Below are 19,365 nucleotides of genomic sequence, written 5' to 3'. Positions count from 1 at the left end.
GGTGTCGATGAATATAAAGTTTCACATAGAGCTTAGCCAATCGGAACGTGACCAACTGGCCGCTTTGTTGAGCGGGGGGTGCCACAGGTCGCGCAAGATCAAGCGCGCCCAGATCCTGGTCGCAGCGAACGAAGGCTTCAGCGACGAGGTGATCGCGGCAACCTTGAACGTCAGCGGATCGACGATTTACCGGACCAAACGCCGGTTTGTGGAAGCCAATCTGGAAGGGGCGCTCAGCGAAGAACCGCGCCCGGGTGTTGAGCGCAAGCTATCGAGCAAGGAGGAGGCGCTGTTGGTAGCGACCGCCTGCTCAAAGCCGCCGCCCGGGCGAGCCCGCTGGACCCTGGAGCTTCTGGCAGATGAGATGGTCCGGCTCACCGATCATGACCAGTTGTCCTCGGAGACCGTGCGTCGCCGGCTGGCTGAGAACCATCTCAAGCCTTGGCGCAAAGACATGTGGTGCATCCCAAAGATCGATGGGGAATACGTCGCGCGCATGGAGGATGTTCTCGACCTCTACGCAGAAACGCCTGATCCACAAAGGCCCGTGGTCTGCTTCGACGAGAGCCCGACCCAACTCATCGGCGAAGTGCGCGAGCCCATTGCGGCCAAGCCTGGCCAGCTTGAACGCTACGATTGCGTAGTATCGCCGAAACGGCACGGTCAATCTGTTTGTCTTCATGGACGCCCACCGGCCCTGGCGCAGGGTGAAGGTCACCGATCGGCGAACCAACCAAGACTTCGCCGAGTGCATGCGCGAACTGGTCGACGTCGATTATCCCGACGCGCCGATCATCCGCGTGGTGATGGACAACCTCTCCACTCATTCCGCCGGGGCGCTTTACGACGCATTTCCCGCCCCGCAAGCTCGAAGGGTGCTGAAGCGACTGGAGTTCCACCACACGCCCAAGCACGCCAGTTGGCTCAACATGGTCGAGATCGAGATCGGTGTCCTGCGTAGCCAATGCCTCGACCGTCGTATCGACAACAAAGACACCATAATCGCCGAAGTCGCAGCCTGGGAGCAGCAACGCAACGCCCACGGCGCAAAGATCCAATGGATGTTCACAACCGAAAATGCCCGCAAAAAGCTCCGTAAAGCTTACCCCGTCAAAGAGTCATAATCTCTGTGGCGTGGTACTAGTGCAGTCATGTTGTCCAAAAAAATCATGGGAACGTCGAAGCCTGATCAGGCGAGGATCTTGGTCAATGTTCTCCAGCTCCGCCATGGCTTAGGGCGGGGGATATTGATAACTACTGCTGAGTATTTGGCACTTGGTGAGATGAAGATATCTCTCAGCGTGGAAAAGATCGAGCGGCAGGATATGACTCGGATTTGAACCGTGGTGCGCTAGAGGAAAATCATGCTCTCCACCCGTCCAAAAACACGACATTCTCCACACCCGCAAACCGCGCCAGCCGGTCCAGCTCGGCTTCCAGCCTCTCCAACCGGCCAGCCGACGGCTTCATACCCGGCTCCAGCCAGAGCCGTTTGACGTCGAGCGTCGACTTCTTCCGGTCCGCCTTCATGTCGATGCGGCCGATCAGCCTGTCGCCTTCGAGCAGCGGGAAGACGTAATAGCCATATTCGCGCTTCGGCTCGGGCACGAAGACTTCGATGCGGTAGAAGAAGCCGAACAGGCGTTCGGTGCGATTGCGGTCGCGAATCATTGGGTCGAAGGGGCTGAGCACGCGGATGCGGGGCGGCGCGCCGGGGTAAGTGTCGAGCGTCGAGAGGAAATCGGCAAAAGCCCAGGATGGGCGCGCCTTGCCGCCAAGCGCCGGTTCGATCAGCACTTCGGTCAGCTCGTCGCGATGGGCTGATACCCAGGCCTTGGCCTCATCGGGCGAGACGAGGTTCCAAAAGGCTGCGATCTCGCCATGGGTAGCAAAGCCGAGGCGGGCAAGGGCGCTGCGGCAGGCCCAGTCGACAAACTCCTCGCGGCTCACCTCCGGCTCGCGGAATTGGGCCGGAATGACCCGCTCGGTGAGATCATAGATCTTCTGGAAATTCGAGCGGCCGGCGATGGCGAGCTTGCCGGTGTGCCAGAAATATTCGAGCGCCGTCTTGTTCGGATGCCAGTTCCACCAGCCGCCGGAAACGTGGCCATCGGCCTTGATGTCGCGCGACAGGATCGCGCCGTCGCGCCGCACGCGCTCATAGGTCTCCTCGAAGGCCGCCTCGAAGCCCTCGCCGCGCCATTTGCGCCAGCGCTCGATCAAGACCTTCTCCTGGTGGCGGAACTTGTGCTTCCAATAGACGAAGAAGGCGCTCGGCAAGATCGAGGCATCGTGCGTCCAGTGCTCGAACAAAGCGCGTTCCTTCTCGAGCAGCGCCGTCAGATGCTCGCGCCGGTAGGTCTGGTTGCGGGAAAACAGGATCTGATGATGGGCCCGCTCCACCGTCTGGATGCTGTCCACCTGGACGAAACCCAGTTCATGGATCAGCTGCAACAGGCCGGCCTTGTTCAAGGCGCGGTTCGGCGGAGCGCTGAGGCCCTGCTTGGCAAGGAAGACACGGCGGGCGTCGGAATTGGAAAGCAGATTCGTCATGACCCATCATAATCCGGAAAATCTTCCTAGCCACCCGATATCGACAGCGCACTTTGCTCTTTCATCACCCTCGATTACCCGTATAGAAGCGGGATCGCATGGATGCGAGGGATTGGTTTGGATATTCGTTTCGAAGGTGCCGGGGTCAGTTTCGGGGCACGGGTGGCGCTACAGCCGCTGACGCTTGGCATCAGCGGGAAACGCATCGGTGTCATCGGGCTGAACGGCTCGGGCAAGACGACTTTCGCGCGGTTGATCAATGGATTGGCCAAACCGTCGGTCGGCCGCGTCACCGTCAACGGCCGCGACACGAGCGATGAGAAGACTGCAGTGGCCGATGTCGGCTTCATCTTCCAGTCGCCGCAGAACCAGATCATCCTGCCGATCGTCAAAGACGACATCGCCTTCGGGCTGAAGCGGCGCGGCTTCACCAAGGCGGAAATCGAGGCGAAGGTCGAGGGCGTGCTGGCCCGCTTCGGCGCCGAGGCGCTGGCCGATCGCCGCGCGCATGAGCTTTCCGGCGGCGAGTTGCAGGTGGCCGCCCTCTGCTCTGTGCTGGCAACGGGGCCTGGCATTCTCATCCTCGACGAGCCGACCAACCAGCTTGACCTCAAGAACCGGGCGCTGGTCGAGAAGATCATCGCCGGGCTGCCGGAAAGCGCCATCATCATCACCCATGATCTGGACCTGATCGCCGGTTTCGAGCGGGTGCTTCTGTTTCATGAAGGGCGGCTTGCCGCCGATGCGCCGGCTGCCGAAGCGATAGCCCGCTACAAGGAGATCGCCGCCTGATGCAGTCGCTCTATGTCGAAGGCAACAGCGTGATGCACCGGCTCTCGCCGCGGCTAAAACTGTTGTCGCTGACGATCTTCGGCGTGGTGCTGTTCATCAGCGGGAACCTCGTCCTGCTGTCGATCGCCGTGCTGCTGACGACGATCCTCTACCGGATGGTCGGCCTGCCGTTTGCCGATGGGCTCAGGCGGCTGCGACCGATCTTCCTGACGATCGCGGTCGTGGCACTCTTCAACCTGATCTTCAATCCCTGGCAGCAGGCGCTCGTGCCCCTGCTGCGGCTGACGGCGCTGATGCTTCTGGCCGCCACCGTGACGGCGACGACGTCGATCGCTGAGTTCATCGACGAGGTCACGGCGCTTGCCCGCCCGCTCGAACGCACCGGCTGGGTGCAGGCCGACGATATCGGGCTGGCGCTCGGGCTGGTGCTGCGCTTCGTGCCGGAGATCGTCGGGCGTTATCAGGCGATCCGCGAGGCGCATAGGGCACGCGGGCTGAAGGTCCGGCCGACGACGCTGCTGGCGCCGCTGATCATCCTGACGCTCAGAGATGCGGATAATATCGCCGCGGCGATTGACGCGCGCGGCATTCGGCGGCATGTGAGTTAACGATTGATAAACACGGAATTCATGATGATGAGCACCCGCGACCTCGTTCTTACCGCCCTCTTTGCCGCGATCATCGTGGCGCTCGGCCTGCTGCCGCCGATCTCGCTCGGCTTCATTCCGGTGCCGATCACTGCGCAATCCCTCGGCGTCATGATGGCCGGCGTCGTGCTCGGCGCCCGGCGCGGCGCGATTGCCGTGCTGATCGTGCTGGTGCTGGTGGCGATCGGCCTGCCGGTGCTTTCCGGCGGCCGCGGTGGGCTTGCCATCTTCGCGTCGCCCACGGCCGGCTTCTTGATCGGCTGGATCTTTGCCGCCTTCGTCACCGGCTATCTCAGCGAGCGGCTGGTCAACCATCAGCAATCCGGCCTGGTGCAGACGGTGAGCTTCTTTCTCGCCGCCATGGTCGGCGGCATCGTCGTGCTCTACGCCTTCGGCATCACCTATCTGGCCACCGTCGCCGGCCTCGGCTTTACGAAAGCCTTCGTCGGCTCGATGGCCTTCATTCCCGGTGATGTGATCAAGGCTTTCGTCGCGGCCCTGCTTGGCCGCGCCGTCATGGTCGGCTATCCCCTGCTGCCGTCACGCGCCTGAGGCAGAGGTCGATCTTATCTGGCCAATGCCCAACGGCTCCTTCGAGGGCCGTTAGGCTTAAAGACATAGAACCTATGCGAAAGCCTCACCAGGCGTTCCGCCCGGTCCGCATGAACGGGAACTTCCAGACCTTCTTTTCATTTTTCCGCAACGAATATCCGTGAAGGAGAAATCATGCGAGGCGACCAGCAGGAGGAGATGGCTACCTGGTTCCGGTCGCTGGAGCCCATCCAGCCAAAGGACATGGTCGGCCTTTGGAGCGGCGTTGGTATTCCGTCGGGTCATCCACTGGACGGCGTGCTCGAGAATCTCAACTGGTTTGGCAAGCGCTTCCATTCCGACATGCGGGCGGACGCCCTGCTCTTCAAGTGGAGACCGGGCCGGCTTGTTCCGATCGAGCCAAGTTTCTTACCCATTGGGCTGGCGATCAAGATGGCGCCCCTTGGCCGGACGTTCGTCGCCCGCCACTGCTTCTCCTACCTGCAGAAGCGGCTTCGAGCGAGAGGCACGACAGCTTCGTTGAGGCTGCAGCGTCTCGACGATGTCGAAACGGCTGCGATGGTCTACGACAAACAGCCGATCGTGGACTACTTCCGGAGGATTGACGATGACGGGATTGCCGGGATGATGTGCGTGCACGACGACCCTCGGCGATTCTTCTTCAAGCTCCGTAAAGTGATCAACTGAGGCATGTCGCAAACCGCCGGGCGACCGCCTTCTGGAATATCATGTCACACATCCATCGAACCCGTTGCCTGGCCGATCTTTCCTCAATCCAAGGCAGGCGGAACATGCTATGAGAGGAAAGAGGGCGAGATGACCGTCATCGATCGAAATCATGTTCAAGTTCGGGGCGACGGACCATGTGCGATGATCTTTTCGCATGGATTCGGGTGCGACCAGAATATGTGGCGCTTCGTGGCACCAGCCTTCGAGGACGACTTCAAGACGGTGCTGTTCGATCATGTCGGCGCCGGACGATCCGATCTCGCGGCTTATGATGCCCGGAAATATTCTTCATTGGCGGGCTATGCGGATGACCTCGTGGAAATTTGCCGCGCGCTCGGCCTGACGCAAACGGTCTTCGTCGGCCACTCGGTCAGCGCGATGATCGGCGTCATCGCGTCGCTGCAGGCACCCGAACTGTTTGAAAGCCTGGTCCTTGTCGGACCGTCGCCGCGCTATATCAACGACGATGACTATCTCGGCGGTTTCAGCGCGGCAGACATAGACGATTTGCTGACGTCGTTGGACGACAACCATATGGGGTGGTCTGCCGCCATGGCGCCCGTCATCATGGGCAATCCCGATCGACCGGAACTCAGCGAAGAGCTGACAAATAGCTTCTGCCGCACCGATCCTGAGATCGCCAAGGCATTCGCACGGGTGACATTCACGTCGGACAATCGCAGCGACCTTCCACACGTCACCGCCAGAACGCTGATCCTTCAGTGCCGCGATGATATCATCGCCTCCGAAGAGGTCGGCGAATTCGTCCATCGGCAGGTCCCAAACAGCCAATTGGTGGTGCTGAACGCGAGTGGCCACTGTCCCAACCTCAGCGCTCCCGACGAGGTCATATCCGCAATCCGGCGGTTCGTCCGATGACTGCAATCGACACGCAGAGTTCCATGCCGGCGGAAGACCTCGAGGACTTGTACGAAAACGCGCCCTGCGGCTATCTTTCGCTGCAGCCGGATGGGCGCATCGTCAAGGTCAACAGAACGCTGTCGACCTGGATCGGCATCCCTGCCGAGCAACTCCTCGGCAAGCGACTCCACGACCTGCTCAACACGTCGGGCCGTATATTCTACGAGACCCATTTTGCGCCTTTGCTGCGCATGCAAGGATTTTTCAACGAAGTTGCCCTCGATCTCGTCACAGTGGACGGTAAAAAGCTGCCGGTGCTCGCCAATGCGATGGAAAGACGGGCAGAAGACGGTGCTCTGCTTTTCACCCGCGTGACGATGCTTCAGGCTGCCGAGCGTCGCCGTTATGAACGGGAGCTGGTCGAGGCACGCGCCGCGGCCGATGCTGCCGGCGCCACGATCAAAGCCAAACTTGCCTTCGAACAGCAAACCGCCGAGTTGCGGGAAGAGTTCATTGCTGTTCTCGGCCACGACCTGCGCAACCCGCTTGCCTCGATTTCAGCCGCTGCGCGCATTCTGCGAAAAGAAAAGCAGACCGATCGCGCGATCAAAGTTCTCGATTTGATGCAGGGCAGCGTCGTTCGCATGTCCGGCCTGATCGACAACGTCCTCGATTTCGCACGCGGACGATTGGGTGGCGGCATCACGCTCGAGAGGCGGGCGGAGCATCTCGAGCCGCTCTTGCGGCAGGTCATCGAAGAACTCCGCTTCAGTCATCTCGACCGCGCAATTGAGGTGACCATCGAATTCGACGGGCCGATAAACTGCGACAGCGGCCGGATCGGCCAGCTGGTGTCTAATCTTTTGGGAAATGCCCTGACTCACGGGACGCCGGACGAACCGGTGCGGCTATCGGCGGCAACTGTCGACGGAAAGCTGGAGCTTTGGATCGCCAATGGCGGCGCTCCGATTTCCAGCGAGGCGATGACAGGGCTTTTTCAGCCTTTCTTCAAAGGTGAAGCCGGCACAAGTCAAAGAGGATTGGGGCTGGGTCTGCACATCGCGTCGGAAATTGCCCGCGCCCATGGCGGGACGATCACGGTCAGTTCCGATGACAAGGAGACGCGCTTCACCTTTGTGATGCCTTTGGATTGACCGGGGCGCACCGCCGCGCCGGAATCCGGGCAACAAAAAACCGCCTTGAGGCGGTCGGGCATTCTTTCGATTTCAGTTTGATTTAGTCTCCTCCTCCACCATCTCCGCCACCGCCATCACAGCCGCCGTCGCCTGAGGCATCGAACCAGCCTCCACCTCCATCACCGGAACTTCCTGAACTGCCCGACCTGCGCTTGGTGTTTGCGGTGGTCTGGGCAGTGCGCCCTCGTGCTGCCCCGGTGATCAGGGCAAACAGGCCATAGCCTGCGATGAGCATGGTAGTCATAAGAAATATACTCAATCAGTCTCCTTCGTTTGTTTCAGGAAATCTTGTTTCCTGATTAAAATAGTAGATTATTTTGCCCCTCCCGGAAATAGCCTGAATATGAAACTTTCATGACATTCTGGATGACGTCAAAACTCTGCGCTTCCAAGGCGCAGCGCAGAGGATCTCGGGCTGCCTCTTCAAGCCGCCGTTCGATGCGGAAAGAGGACGGCGTGCGGGGCGGTTTTGACTCCAGCCACGATCAAGGGCGCCCGATAGAGGCGAGGAGACGGTATTCCCAGCCTGGAATGCAGCTTTGCGGCCGAGCTCGGCAGGAACGGCAGGAGGCAGCGGGCAATGATCGCAAGGCCATAGACCTGCTCGGCCAGGGAGGCGCCAAGGCGAGCGGCGGTCGCCCTCCGATCTTCCGGCGTGAGATCGGCAAGCAGGGCTTTCGCATCCGCCCACGGCGCGCGTTGTGTAAACCGCCTGTTCGCCTCGCCGATAAACGCAAAAATATCGGCGAGGCCGACATGGAGCTCGTAGGCATCGAAGGCTTCAGCCACCTTCCCCGGAAGGCGGGCGGCCTCGTCCACGAAAGCGCTGTCCGGCACTGGCGGAACGATTCCGTCGAATGACGTGGACAGAAGCGCAAGCACCCGGTTGGCGAGGTTTCCGAGCTGCCCGGCGAGCTCTCCCGACCACGCGGCCTGGAGACGTTCGCCGGAGAAGTCGCCATCGTCTCCCGAGCGTATATGCCGGAGCAGGTAATATCGCAGTGCGTCCGGCGTTCCATAGGATTGGATGATGCGTTCCGGATCGATGCCGTTGCCGGCCGACTTGCCGATCTTCCGGCCGTCCACCGTGACGTAGCCGTGCACGAGGATCGACGATGGCGGCGGCAGGCCTGCGGACAAGAGGATGGCCGGCCAGTAGATGGCGTGAAACTTGGAGATGCCCTTGCCGACGACATGGATGCGTTGGCCGCCGTTCCAATAGCGCTGCAAGAGGGTTTCATCGGACCCGTGGCCGAGACCTGTGAGATAGTTCGCCAAAGCATCGAACCAGACATAGACGACCTCGTCTCCATCGGGGACGGGAACACCCCAGCCTCGCGCCCGCTCGGCACTGCGCGACACGCTGATGTCGGTCAGGCCACGCCGTAGCAGGCCAAGGATTTCGTTGCGCCGATGGGCGGGAACGATCCGAAGCTCGCCGGTCTCGACCAGCTCGATGAGCCGGTCGCCGTAACGGGAGAGACGGAAGAACCAGTTCTCCTCACGGATGGTCTCAAGGGCAATGCCATGTTCCGGGCAGCGCCCGTCATCGAGTTCCGACGGCTCGTAGAATTGCTCGCAGCCGACGCAATAGAGACCCTCATAGGCCTTGCGATAGAGATCGCCATTTCCAGCGCATGCCTTCCACAAGGCGTGGACGCAGGCGATATGCCTTGGATCGCGGGAGGTGCGGACGAATTCCTCGTTGGAGATATCGAGCAGACCGCCAAGGTGCTCGAACCTGTCTGCATTCGCATCGACGAAGTCCTTGACCTGCACTCCCGCGGCTTCGGCCGACCGGACATTCTTCAGGCTGTTGTCGTCGGTTCCGCACTGGAACCTGATATCGTGGCCGAGAAGGCGGAAATGGCGGGCATAGGCATCGGCCTGGATCAGCTCGAGGGCAAAGCCCACATGCGGCGCGGCGTTCACATAGGGGATCGAGGTGGTGATGTAGATCTTGTTCATGGTGTTTCCTTTCGAAGGCTGTTTGCCCCGCGAGACGGATCGACCCATGAAAAGACCGCCTCGAGGGCGGTCGCTGGTGCATTCTGGACGCACGAAACCCGCCACGCTATGAGCGCGGCATCATCACGACGGTGCTGATCAGGGTGTTGTCCATGCGATTTTCTAGCATCGCGGGCCGTTTTGGACAAGCGTGCTTTTCGATCCGGATGCGTTGGCCGCCGCGGGCATGGCCTGCGGCGGAGAGCGATGGTTCCTGGCAGCCCGCCGTCACACCAGCCCCGACACGACGAACACCAACCAGGCGACGACCGGGCCGATGATCGCGATCAGGGCGCTGTAGACCAGCAGCTGTCGCAACACCTGCTCCCGCCAGTCATCCGGCGCATTGGCGACGACAAGCGCGCCATTGGTGGAAAACGGGCTGGTATCGACGATCGTCGTCGAGATGGCGATCGCCGCGACCACACCGATGGCGCTGACGTGTCCTTGCAGGAGGAATGGGACGGCAAGCGGGATGATCGCGCCGAGCAGCGCGGTCGAGGATGCAAAAGCCGAGACGATGGCGCCGGTAAAACAAAGCAGGAGCGCCACCAGCAGCGGCATGCCGAGACTGGATATGCCGTTCGCCACGTAGTCGACCGTGCCCGCCTTCTCCATGACGCCGACATAGGTGATGATGCCTGATATCAGCAGCACGGTCGACCAGCTGACCTTGTCGATTGCCGCCTTCTGGGTCTTCGGTGACAAGAGCGCCAGGGCGACGGCGACGGTCATGGCGACGAGGCCAACGTTGAACTTGAAGACCAGGGCGCCGATGCCGAGCGCGGTCAGGCCGATCAAGGTGGTAATTCTCTCATTGTTCAGGCGCAATGTCGTCGCGGTATCCGCCGCCGTACCATAGGCATGTTCCCTGATCGGCTTAGCCGGCGTGCCGCCGTGACCTCTGATCGTCTCCGATACACCTTCGGGATGGAGTTCGGGCAAGGGGCCAAGCGATGCTGGATCTTGCTTCATCACTTTTGCGCCGCCGAAAACGAAGAAGACCAGCACTGCGATCGCCAGGTTGAAGAAGAAGCTGGAGAGAAACAGTGAGGTCGGCGCGAAAGGCAGGCCGGCCTTCGCAACGATCTGGTTGGTGATACCGCCATAGATGCTGATCGGCGAAAAGCCGCCGGCCTGCGCGCCGTGGATCACCATCAGGCCCATCATGACCGGGTGGATGCGGTATTGCACGGCAAAGCTCAACGCGACGGGTGCGAGAATGGCGACCGCGGCGGGCCCAAGAGCACCGAAACCGGTGATGATGGCGGCGACCAGGAACATCACCCAGGGAATCAAGCCGATCCGCCCGCGCACCAGGCGGACGGCACATTCCACGAGCCAGTCGATCGTGCCGTTGATCTGCGCTATGGCGAAGAGATAGGTGACGGCGACCAGCGTCAGGAACAGATCACTCGGAAAGCCGGCAAATATATCGCTGGTTTTCATCCCGATGATCATCGAGCCGAGCACGAAGGCGCCGGCAAAAGCGAGCGCACCCATGTTGATCGGCTGGATTGTCGCAATGATGAACATGGCGACCAGCAGGCCTATGGCCAATAGTTCAATACCCATGATTCCCCTCCCTCCGACGCCTCCAGCGCCGTAGTTGTTGTGTTCGAGATTGATGCGGAATGTCGACCCACCCTCCTCCCAGAGGGCGCGTTCGCCTTCGAGCGGTTCAGCTTTTCATGGAAGCGCAGAACCGCTCTAAGTTTTTGTTTTTACGCAATTCCGTACGGAAAACCGCTTCACACTTTTCCTGGAATTGCTCTAGGTCCTTGTGTAAAGATCGGCGTATTGCTGCCGCAGGATGTTTTTCTGAACCTTACCCATGGTGTTGCGCGGCAGGTCGTCGGCGAAGATGATGCGCTTGGGTTGTTTGTAGCGTGCAAGACGGTCCTGGAGGGCGCTGACGATGGTCATTTCATCGAGGACGGCGCCGGGCTTGCACACGACGACAGCGGTTACGCCTTCTCCGAAGTCGGGATGCGGCACACCAATCACAGCGCTCTCAACCACACCCTCGATCTGGTCGATCTCGCCTTCGACCTCTTTCGGATAGATGTTGTATCCACCCGAAATCACCAGATCCTTGCCGCGACCGACGATGTGGACATAGCCTTCCCGGTCGATCTTGCCGAGATCGCCGCTGATGAAGAAACCGTCGGCGGTGAACTCGGCCGCCGTCTTTTCCGGCATGCGCCAATAGCCCTTGAAGACGTTCGGTCCCTTGATCTCGATCATGCCCGTTTCTTCAGGCGGCAGCACGAGCCCGGTGGCGGGATCGGTGACGCGCACCGTGACATCAGGCAGCGGGAAACCGACTGTTCCGGCAATGCGTTTGCCCTCATAGGGGTTCGACGTATTCATATTGGTTTCCGTCATGCCGTAGCGCTCGAGAATGGCGTGGCCGGTGCGGGCCTGGAACTCGGTATGGGTTTCGGCAAGCAGGGGAGCCGAACCGGAAATGAAGAGGCGGATGCTGGCGACCGCCTCTCTGTCGAGGCGTGGGCTTTGCAGGAGGCGCACATAGAAGGTCGGCACGCCCATCAGCATCGTTGCCTGCGGCATCAGCGACAGGATCTCCTCCGGATCGAACTTCGGCAGCAGGAACATCGAGGCGCCGGCGAGCAATGTGACGTTGGTGGCGACGAACAGCCCGTGCGTGTGGAAGATCGGCAAGGCATGGATCAGCCGATCGTCGGCGGTGACGCGCCAATAGTCTCGCAAGGTCAGGGCGTTCGAGAGCAGGTTCCCATGCGTGAGCATCGCCCCCTTGGAGCGTCCGGTCGTTCCCGACGTGTAGAGGATCGCAGCCAGATCATCCGCGGAACGCGAGGCATCGACAAAGTCGGCCGGCTCATCGCGTGCGAGGTCCAGCAACGAGCCGCTGCCGTCGGCATCGAGTGTTTCGACGATCGCACCGTGAGGCTTGGAGATTGTCTCCACGCCCCCTCTCGCAGCCGACGCGACAACCACCAAACGCGGCTCCGCATCGCCGATAAAATAATCGAGCTCAGCCAGCGTATATGCGGTGTTGAGCGGCAGGTAGACCGCACCGGTTCGAAGACAGGCGAGATAGAGGATCAGTGCCTCGGCACTTTTCTCGACTTGCACCGCCACCCGGTCGCCCGGGCGAATGCCGAGCGTGTCCATCGCGCCGGCAATGCGGCCGGAAAGAGCGAGCGCGTCATCATAGGTCCATGTGCGCGTGCTATCGATCCGGATGAACGGTGCGTCACCGGGCGCAGCCGTCCGCATGGCGTCGAAAAGATGGTTGCTCACTTTCGCCCTCCTCCAAGCGTTGAATTCATTATCTGTGCGAATGGCCGGGAGCCTTGCTGGCCATTGCCGCTGCGGCGGCTTTCGTCGTTCTGGTTGAGCAGGCTCTTGACGGCAGGCGAGGCAATCACTTCGCCGCGCTGCGCCAGGGCCTCGTGGTTGGCGACGATATCGTCGAGCTTGTAGAGGTAGTTGACCATCAGGCCGTGGGCCTGCTGCATCGCCTTGGCCGAGCGGTCGCCAAGAAAATTCAGTCTTTCCAGTCGAGCGCCGTTGCCGAGATGGAAGCGGGCAACAGGATCGATGGGGCGGCCCTCCGGCGTCCGTTCGGTCAGGAAATAGCGCGCGGCAAGAGGCAGCAACACGCGCTCCACTTCGCTCGCGGTATTCTCGTTGTCAGGCCAGCTCGGATCATCCAGCAGCGTCAGCGTTTCGAGGACCGCTTCCGGCAGCAACCGGTCGGCGGCCGAGGCACGCACCTTGGCAAGCCAGCGGGCGAAGCCTGGAACGGGCGACAGCGTGACGAAATTCTTCAGGCCAGGCAGGTCCCTGCGCAGGTCTTCCACGACCTGCTTGATCAGGAAGTTGCCGAACGAAATTCCGCGCAAGCCATCCTGGCAGTTGGAGATCGAATAGAAGACAGCCGTCGTCGCCTCGTCGGCATTGATCTGCTCCCTGCCCTCTACGAGCACATCTCCGATTGCGCTGGGCACGGATCGTGTCAGCGCCACCTCGACGAACACGAGCGGCTCGTCGGCCAATCGGGGGTGGAAGAAGGCAAAGCATCGACGGTCGGCCGGCGCCAACCGACTGCGCAACTCCTCCCAGCCGGCGATCTCGTGCACGGCCTCGTATTTGATGATCTTTTCAAGGATGTAGGCCGGCGTCGACCAGTCGATAGGTCGTAGCGTCAGAAAGCCGCGATTGAACCAGGAGCCGAACAGATGCGTGAAGTCGGCGTCAAGCGCGTGATATCCTGCGGATTGGTCTTTGGAAGCAAGCAGTTGCTCACGCATCCGGACAAGCTTGGCGGTGCCGTTCGGCGCGTGATTCAATCGGCGCAGAAGCTCCTGTCGCCGCGGCTCGGCTGCCTGGTGGAGAGCAATGATCGCGGCCGAGCTTTTGTCAGTGCGGTAATTTTCAATCGCCTGGTCGAGGTTGGCCGTGTCGGGCCCGAACTTTACATGCAGCATATCAAGGAATGCCTGCGCGCCCTCGCTCTCGAGCGCGCCCCATCGATCGAGGATCTCGGCCGCAAGCGCCATGCCCGAGGCTTCGCCCCGGCTCGACAGCAGCATTTCACAGAGTGTCTGGAGATCGGCCTTGGCTGCGACCTGCGTGGCGCGCGAGCCGGAAAACAGAAGCTGGCGTCCGCGATCCGTGATGCTCTGCAGCATGTCGGTGAAGAAGGAAGCCTCAGACATGCCATTCTCCTCTCTTCTACCGGCCAACTGGGTGCGGACCGTTTTTGACGGCTGCTTCCCATCGTCGGGTTTCACCGGTAGTATGTAGAATGCCACTCTTCGTACACGAGGTCAATGATCGTGTATACAAGAAGTGATTTTATGTATGAGGAAATTGAAACGAATGTCCGAGAATGTCGGCCGATGGCTTCGCGATGAGATTGAAAACTCAATTCTTTCCAACGAGTTCTCCCCCGGTGAGCGGCTCGACGAAATGGTTCTTGCGACGCGTTTCGGGGTCTCCCGCACGCCGGTGCGCGAGGCGCTGATGCAGCTCGATGCGATCGGCCTCATCGAAATTCGACCGCGCAGAGGCGCAATCGTCATCGATCCGGGGCCGCACCGCGTCTACGAGATGTTCGAGGTGATGGCCGAGCTGGAGGGCCTGGCCGGGTCGCTCGCCGCACGACGGCTGGACAAGGCCTCCCGGGAAGCGATCACGGCCACCCACAGCCGCTGCGAGCAATCAGCCGCGGCCGGTGACAGCGATGCCTATTATTACGACAATGAGGAATTCCATAAGGCCATCTACGCAGCCGGCCGAAGCGAATTCCTCGAGGAGCAATGTGTGCAATTGCACCGCCGCCTGCGGCCTTATCGCCGCCTCCAGCTGCGCGTGCGCAACCGCCTGTCGACGTCCTTCTCAGAACATTGCGCCATCGTCGATGCGATCTTTGCCGGAGACGGAGATGAAGCCCGCCGCCTGCTGCGGACGCATGTCGGCATTCAGGGAGAGAGGTTCAGCGATCTGGTCGCAAGCATGGCGGTCAGATGACTTGACGGCGTGACCGAGCTCAGGCGGCAGGAAAGCCCCACACCCGCGCGATGGAAGCCGTCATCCGATGCGCGCGGGTCTCCATCAGGAAAAATTCTCCAGCACGGCCAGGAATGTGTGCCGGTCGCCCTGCCCTTCGGTCAGGCGCACGCGACCCTCGATGTCGGCGAGATGGTGGTCCATCAGCTGTTGCGCCTTGGCGAGGTTTTTCTCCTTCAGCGCGGCAACGATCATGCGGTGGTGGTCCGCGCCGCAGTCGTCCTTGCGGTCTTCCTCATAAAGCGACATGACCAGCGAAAGCCGGGCGACGATCTTGGCGAGCACTTCCGTCAGCACCGGGTTGCCGGCGATTTCGGCAAGCACGATGTGGAACTTGCCGGACAGAACCGTCTTCGACTTTTCGTCGCCATGGTGGTGGATGTGCTCTTCTTCATCGGTCAGCTTCTGCAGCGCATCCAGCTGCTCCGGCGTGACGCGGGCGATCACCAGTTCGAGCAGCAGGCCCTCGATCTTCCGGCGCGCCTCGAAAAGGCTCCTGGCCTGCTCGACGCTCGGCTCGGCAACGAAAGTGCCGCGGTTTCTCTTCCGCTCCAGCAGGTGGTCGCTTTCAAGCACGCCGAGCGCCCCGCGCACCACCGTTCGGCTGACACCAAAATGCTCGGCGATCGCTTCCTCCAGGATTTTGGTGCCGGGCTTCAGCGCCCCTTCGCCGATGGCGGCGGCAAGCGTGGCGCGGATGCGTTCCGAAACATCGTCATTGGTATCGGTGCTTTCCACCGGCCCATTGGCCGCTGTCATCACTTTGGCACTCTGACGGCGCATCTTCCTCATTGCAGTCTCCAAATTGCCTCTGGCGGCTCGGCGTGGATTCGATCGATCACCAGATATCCAAGCGCCGTAATTATTTCCATAAGAATATTTTTGCGTAAATAATGTCGGCACCAGCGTTTCGATAGGCGGTGCCGATGGAAAAACGCCGGCACCGCCTCGGGACTCAAGCCGCTTTCTGCTTCTTTTCCGGCACCGACAGGGCAATGCCCTTTTCGGCGCAAACCGTCTCGACGTGACGAGCCGATTGCTGGATGAAAGCGATTGCCTCGTCGAAACCGTAGGATTGCACCTCATAGGTCGGATAGCCGTAGCGGCTGCTCTCATAGGCTTCCCAGTCGAGAACAGCCCCGGAGGCGACCCGTTTCTCATAGACATCCACCATCGCCATATAGGCCGCAAGCTCATCCGCCGTCAGGTCGGGGTGGCCGGCGCGCCAGATAGGATCGTCGATCTCGATGCACTGGCGCGGATTGGCCTTGCGCGGCCTGTCGGCGACAGACTGGGCAACCTCCAGCGAGAGGTTCAGCGTCGGGTTGGCCTCCGCAAGAATGGGAAGGGTCGTGGCGAAATCGACGATGCCGCCGCCAACGGGTCTGGTCTGGAAATCGAGACCACCAGGAGCGCGCCCGACATAGGCATCCTTGATATGGGTCTGGCGGATATGGGAAGCCAGGCGCTTGGCGGCGAAGACCGGATGCTCGCCCCGCTGCAGTCCGTTGGCCGTGTCGAAGACGACGCCGACGCAATCGGCGCCGACCTTCTCGATCAATCGCAGGATCTCGAAGGAGGTGATTTCGTCGTGGGTTTCGATGTTCATGTGCGCGCCATTGGCGCGCGCCACGGGCGCGAGCTTGCGGAGGACCTTTTCGATCCCGAGCAGTTGCTCTTCCCAGGTCACATCGGTGCGGAAGCGGTCATTGGCCAGCCGGCCGCGATATTCACCCTTGAAATTGCCCGGAGCGACCCAAAGCTCGTGGCAGCCGATCGCGGCACTTGCTTCGATCATGCGCGTGAAACCGGCGATGATATCGCCGCCGCCGGCTGCCCGAAGGGCCGGTTCCTCGGCGCTGCAATAGGGATTGATCTTGCCGATGCCGCTTTCGAGATAGAGGCCAAGGTCGTCGGCCTTCGCCCTGATCTCGCGCAGCAGGCCGGTGTCGAGATCCGGGCTCATGTCCAGCGCCGTACTGAAGAAAATGCCTGCGAGCCCAAGTTCCTTGACGTGATCAAGGCTTGCCAGCGGACCCCGCTTCTTTGCCTCGGGCAGCTTTATGCTGTCGATTCCCAATTTCATGTCATGCTCCTCTGCTGTTTCCTGATGGGGCGCGCTGCACTGGCGACCCCTTCGTTGTTGGTCTCAATTCACGTCGACGGATCCGCGATCACGCCCGTCCGGGGGCGCGAGGCTTCCCTGCTGTCCGGCCTTTCGGAACGAGACTCTTTTCGAGATAGTGCTGGCCTAGGGATGCGACACTCGTGATGGCGAGGTACCAGATCGAAGCGACGAACAGCAGTTCGATGACCAGGAAGTTCCGGGCGTAGATCGCCTGGGCCTGCGTCAGCAGATCCTGCATGCCGATGACCGAGACGATGGCGCTGGCCTTCAGCATGCCGATGGCTTGGTTCCCCGTCGGCGGCACGATGATACGCGTGGCCTGGGGCATGATGACGGTGAGAAAAGTCTGTGTCTTTTTCAGCCCGAGCGCGGTGGCCGCTTCGCGCTGGCCGCGATCGACCGCGACCAGGCCGCCGCGGATGATCTCCGACATGTTCGCGGCTTCGTGCAGTCCGAGTGCGAGGAAGCCGGCCAGGGCCGGCGTCACCAGATCGTTGATCGAAATGGTGAAGCTTCCCATCCCGACCTGCGGGATGAAGAGGGCGATATTGAACCAGAAGAAGATCTGGACAATCAGCGGCACGCCGCGAAACCACCAGACGAAGCCGGCGGCGATCACCTTGAGGACCAGGTTCTGGCTCGTCGCCATCAGCGCCAGCAGGCATCCGAGCAGGATGCCGAACACCATGGCGCCAGCCGTCAGCTCAAGCGTCAGCAGCACGCCGCGCAGGATCGAAGGATCCACCAGATAGCGGGGGATCTCGGACCACTGGATGCTCTGGCTCTGCCCGACGATGAGCGCGAAGAAGGCCAGCGCTGAAATCGCGATGGCACCGGTTGCGATCTGCCCCCAACGCATCGGTTTTCCGACCGATGGCGCAAGGGAGAGCGATATGGGTGACGCTTGAAACAGGGCCATCGGCGTCAATCCGCAGGCATGCTGGCGGCATCGTTGACCTTGACGGTCTTCACGGCCAGTGGTCCGAGGCTCCACTTCTTCATGATGGTCTCGTAGGCGCCGGAATCCACCATCTGCTGCAAGGCGGCAACGACGCTGTCACGCAGCTGCGGATTGTCCTTGGCCGTCAGCATGCCGAGATAACCGACGGCAAGGCGGATATCCGGCAGCGCCTGCAGACCCTTGCCGTTTCCGCTCTGGTGTTCGGTGGTGTAGACGCTGGTGGCGTAACCATTGACCGTGGCGTCAGCCCTCCCCGTGCGGACGGCCTGCAGCACATCCGGCATTTTCGGGATCGACATGATATTGACCGGCGTCGCGCATTTGGCCGATGCCGCCTCGACCATTTTCGCCTGGAAGGTACCGACGGGAACGGCGACCTTCTTGCCGCACAGATCCTCGATGCCCTTGATGGCGAGAGGATTGTCCTTGATCGTCATGATCGTCGTCGCGTCATACATGTAGTCGATGACGTCGACCTGCTTTTCCAGCTCCGGATCGTCGTTGATCCCAGAGATCGAGATGTCGAAGCGCTTCGCCAATATAGAGGGCACGATGGCCGCACCCGCGCCGACATCGGTCATTTCAACATCGACACCCAGGATGACGCCGAGTGCGGCAGCGATATCGGCATCAATGCCGATCAGCTTGCCGTCTTCGCCATGAAAGCTGATCGGCGGCGTCAGGTCGGTCGCGACCTTCAGCACGCCCGATGACTTGATGGAGGGCGGCAGCCCATCGGCCAGTTTCTGCGTGAGGACGACGCCGGGGAGCTTGGCGACATCGGCATCGGCCGTCATCTTCTCGGCGGCACCGCCGGCAGCATAAGCAGAGGCCGCGATCAAAGTGACCATCGCTCCGGCAACTCCGGCCTTCAAGATTTTCTGAATGCGCATCATGTGATCCCCTGTCATTTTTGTATCGGTGAATTCTCGGGATCACCCATGCAATCGCCGTGCCACCTGCAGTGGCGCGTCAATAATTATCTGATATCAATAGGATTTTTGTTGATGACAACATTTCGGATACAGTTTCGCAATATAATTCGCATGAAGTTTCGAACGTATAATGCACAATTTTTACGCTCCCCGGCCCTGCCGCATCACTTTTGACCGTCTCATTCGCCCACAAGACCCAAAAACACCTGTTCAGATGCCAAAACCCAACCTTTTCGGCGCTTGATCGCCCGTTCAGGGGCCGTGGCTAGTTCTATCTGATGCCCATTTAATATACGGCACTGGCGAAAATTTATACAAAAGTAACTTCGAATTTCAAATCGAATGATTATTATTACAAACTTTCGAAACTTTATAAGTCAAAAATATCGATTTATTTTCATAGACTTGGTAGCGTCGTCAACGACAAACGGCAAAACTGGCA

At 60.6% G+C, this 19,365-nt stretch carries 18 protein-coding genes; 8 read left to right on the top strand and 10 right to left on the bottom strand.

Annotation, left to right across the window (positions count from 1 at the left end; all coding sequences use genetic code 11):
* The first annotated feature begins 7 nt into the window (after positions 1-7).
* A protein-coding gene (locus tag BA011_RS00370) for an IS630 family transposase (protein ID WP_237352534.1) occupies positions 8-1,124 on the top strand; the annotation gives its coding sequence in 2 pieces (ribosomal slippage) (positions 8-643 and positions 645-1,124; 1,116 coding nt in all).
* 238 nt (positions 1,125-1,362) lie between these two features.
* On the opposite strand, the gene BA011_RS00360 is transcribed toward BA011_RS00370, so the two are convergent.
* Positions 1,363-2,553 carry a winged helix-turn-helix domain-containing protein gene (locus BA011_RS00360; protein ID WP_065279015.1) on the bottom strand — a complete coding sequence of 397 codons (1,191 nt, stop codon included), beginning with the start codon at positions 2,551-2,553 and terminating at the stop codon, positions 1,363-1,365.
* Positions 2,554-2,670: 117 nt separating this feature from the next.
* Between BA011_RS00360 and BA011_RS00355 the strand changes: the two genes are divergently transcribed.
* The 6 genes from BA011_RS00355 to BA011_RS00330 all read left to right on the top strand — a co-directional run bounded on the left by BA011_RS00355 (position 2,671) and on the right by BA011_RS00330 (position 7,288).
* Positions 2,671-3,345 carry an energy-coupling factor ABC transporter ATP-binding protein gene (locus BA011_RS00355; RefSeq protein ID WP_065279014.1) on the top strand — a complete coding sequence of 225 codons (675 nt, stop codon included), beginning with the start codon at positions 2,671-2,673 and terminating at the stop codon, positions 3,343-3,345.
* Positions 3,345-3,953: an energy-coupling factor transporter transmembrane component T family protein gene (locus BA011_RS00350; RefSeq protein ID WP_065279013.1), complete on the top strand. Its 609-nt coding sequence runs from the start codon at positions 3,345-3,347 to the stop codon at positions 3,951-3,953. The genes BA011_RS00355 and BA011_RS00350 overlap by 1 nt, the downstream gene beginning before the upstream one ends.
* A gap of 27 nt (positions 3,954-3,980) precedes the next feature.
* Positions 3,981-4,544 (top strand): biotin transporter BioY, encoded by a 564-nt coding sequence (locus tag BA011_RS00345; protein WP_065282347.1) that lies wholly within the window; start codon positions 3,981-3,983, stop codon positions 4,542-4,544.
* A 174-nt stretch (positions 4,545-4,718) separates the two neighbouring features.
* The gene (locus BA011_RS00340; protein WP_065279012.1) at positions 4,719-5,231 is read left to right on the top strand and encodes a GXWXG domain-containing protein; all 513 of its coding nucleotides are present in this window, start codon (positions 4,719-4,721) and stop codon (positions 5,229-5,231) included.
* A 129-nt stretch (positions 5,232-5,360) separates the two neighbouring features.
* The gene (locus tag BA011_RS00335) at positions 5,361-6,152 is read left to right on the top strand and encodes an alpha/beta fold hydrolase (RefSeq protein WP_065279011.1); all 792 of its coding nucleotides are present in this window, start codon (positions 5,361-5,363) and stop codon (positions 6,150-6,152) included.
* Positions 6,149-7,288: a PAS domain-containing sensor histidine kinase gene (locus tag BA011_RS00330; RefSeq protein ID WP_065279010.1), complete on the top strand. Its 1,140-nt coding sequence runs from the start codon at positions 6,149-6,151 to the stop codon at positions 7,286-7,288. Before BA011_RS00335 ends, BA011_RS00330 begins: the two co-directional genes overlap by 4 nt.
* A gap of 82 nt (positions 7,289-7,370) precedes the next feature.
* On the opposite strand, the gene BA011_RS40860 is transcribed toward BA011_RS00330, so the two are convergent.
* From BA011_RS40860 to BA011_RS00310, 5 genes are all read right to left on the bottom strand, one after another.
* Positions 7,371-7,589 (bottom strand): hypothetical protein, encoded by a 219-nt coding sequence (locus BA011_RS40860; protein WP_186806484.1) that lies wholly within the window; start codon positions 7,587-7,589, stop codon positions 7,371-7,373.
* 164 nt (positions 7,590-7,753) lie between these two features.
* Positions 7,754-9,298, bottom strand: a complete 1,545-nt coding sequence (locus BA011_RS00325; protein WP_065279009.1) for a methionine--tRNA ligase — start codon at positions 9,296-9,298, stop codon at positions 7,754-7,756.
* A 267-nt stretch (positions 9,299-9,565) separates the two neighbouring features.
* Positions 9,566-10,912 carry an SLC13 family permease gene (locus BA011_RS00320; protein ID WP_065279008.1) on the bottom strand — a complete coding sequence of 449 codons (1,347 nt, stop codon included), beginning with the start codon at positions 10,910-10,912 and terminating at the stop codon, positions 9,566-9,568.
* Between the two features lie 198 nt (positions 10,913-11,110).
* A complete protein-coding gene (locus tag BA011_RS00315) occupies positions 11,111-12,625 on the bottom strand; it encodes a malonate--CoA ligase (protein WP_065279007.1) in 1,515 nt (504 codons plus the stop codon).
* A complete protein-coding gene (locus BA011_RS00310) occupies positions 12,622-14,046 on the bottom strand; it encodes a malonyl-CoA decarboxylase (protein ID WP_065279006.1) in 1,425 nt (474 codons plus the stop codon). Before BA011_RS00310 ends, BA011_RS00315 begins: the two co-directional genes overlap by 4 nt.
* A 163-nt stretch (positions 14,047-14,209) precedes the next feature.
* On the opposite strand from BA011_RS00310, the gene BA011_RS00305 reads away from it, so the two are divergent.
* Positions 14,210-14,860, top strand: coding sequence for a GntR family transcriptional regulator (locus tag BA011_RS00305; protein ID WP_026160125.1), 651 nt, complete (start codon positions 14,210-14,212; stop codon positions 14,858-14,860).
* Positions 14,861-14,944: 84 nt separating this feature from the next.
* On the opposite strand, the gene BA011_RS00300 is transcribed toward BA011_RS00305, so the two are convergent.
* The 4 genes from BA011_RS00300 to BA011_RS00285 form a co-directional block, all read right to left on the bottom strand.
* Positions 14,945-15,691: a GntR family transcriptional regulator gene (locus BA011_RS00300; protein WP_065279005.1), complete on the bottom strand. Its 747-nt coding sequence runs from the start codon at positions 15,689-15,691 to the stop codon at positions 14,945-14,947.
* A gap of 163 nt (positions 15,692-15,854) precedes the next feature.
* Entirely contained in the window at positions 15,855-16,985 is a 1,131-nt protein-coding gene (locus tag BA011_RS00295; RefSeq protein ID WP_065279004.1) for a sugar phosphate isomerase/epimerase family protein, read from the bottom strand.
* Positions 16,986-17,073: 88 nt separating this feature from the next.
* Entirely contained in the window at positions 17,074-17,946 is an 873-nt protein-coding gene (locus BA011_RS00290; protein WP_065279003.1) for an amino acid ABC transporter permease, read from the bottom strand.
* Positions 17,947-17,951: 5 nt separating this feature from the next.
* Positions 17,952-18,884 (bottom strand): ABC transporter substrate-binding protein, encoded by a 933-nt coding sequence (locus BA011_RS00285; protein ID WP_065279002.1) that lies wholly within the window; start codon positions 18,882-18,884, stop codon positions 17,952-17,954.
* Positions 18,885-19,365: the final 481 nt, after the last annotated feature.

It is taken from the genome of Rhizobium leguminosarum (assembly GCF_001679785.1).
In the GTDB taxonomy this organism is placed as follows: domain Bacteria; phylum Pseudomonadota; class Alphaproteobacteria; order Rhizobiales; family Rhizobiaceae; genus Rhizobium; species Rhizobium leguminosarum_R.
The sequence above is the reverse complement of the archived record's forward strand: the minus strand, read 5'-3'. Positions and strand labels throughout refer to the sequence as shown.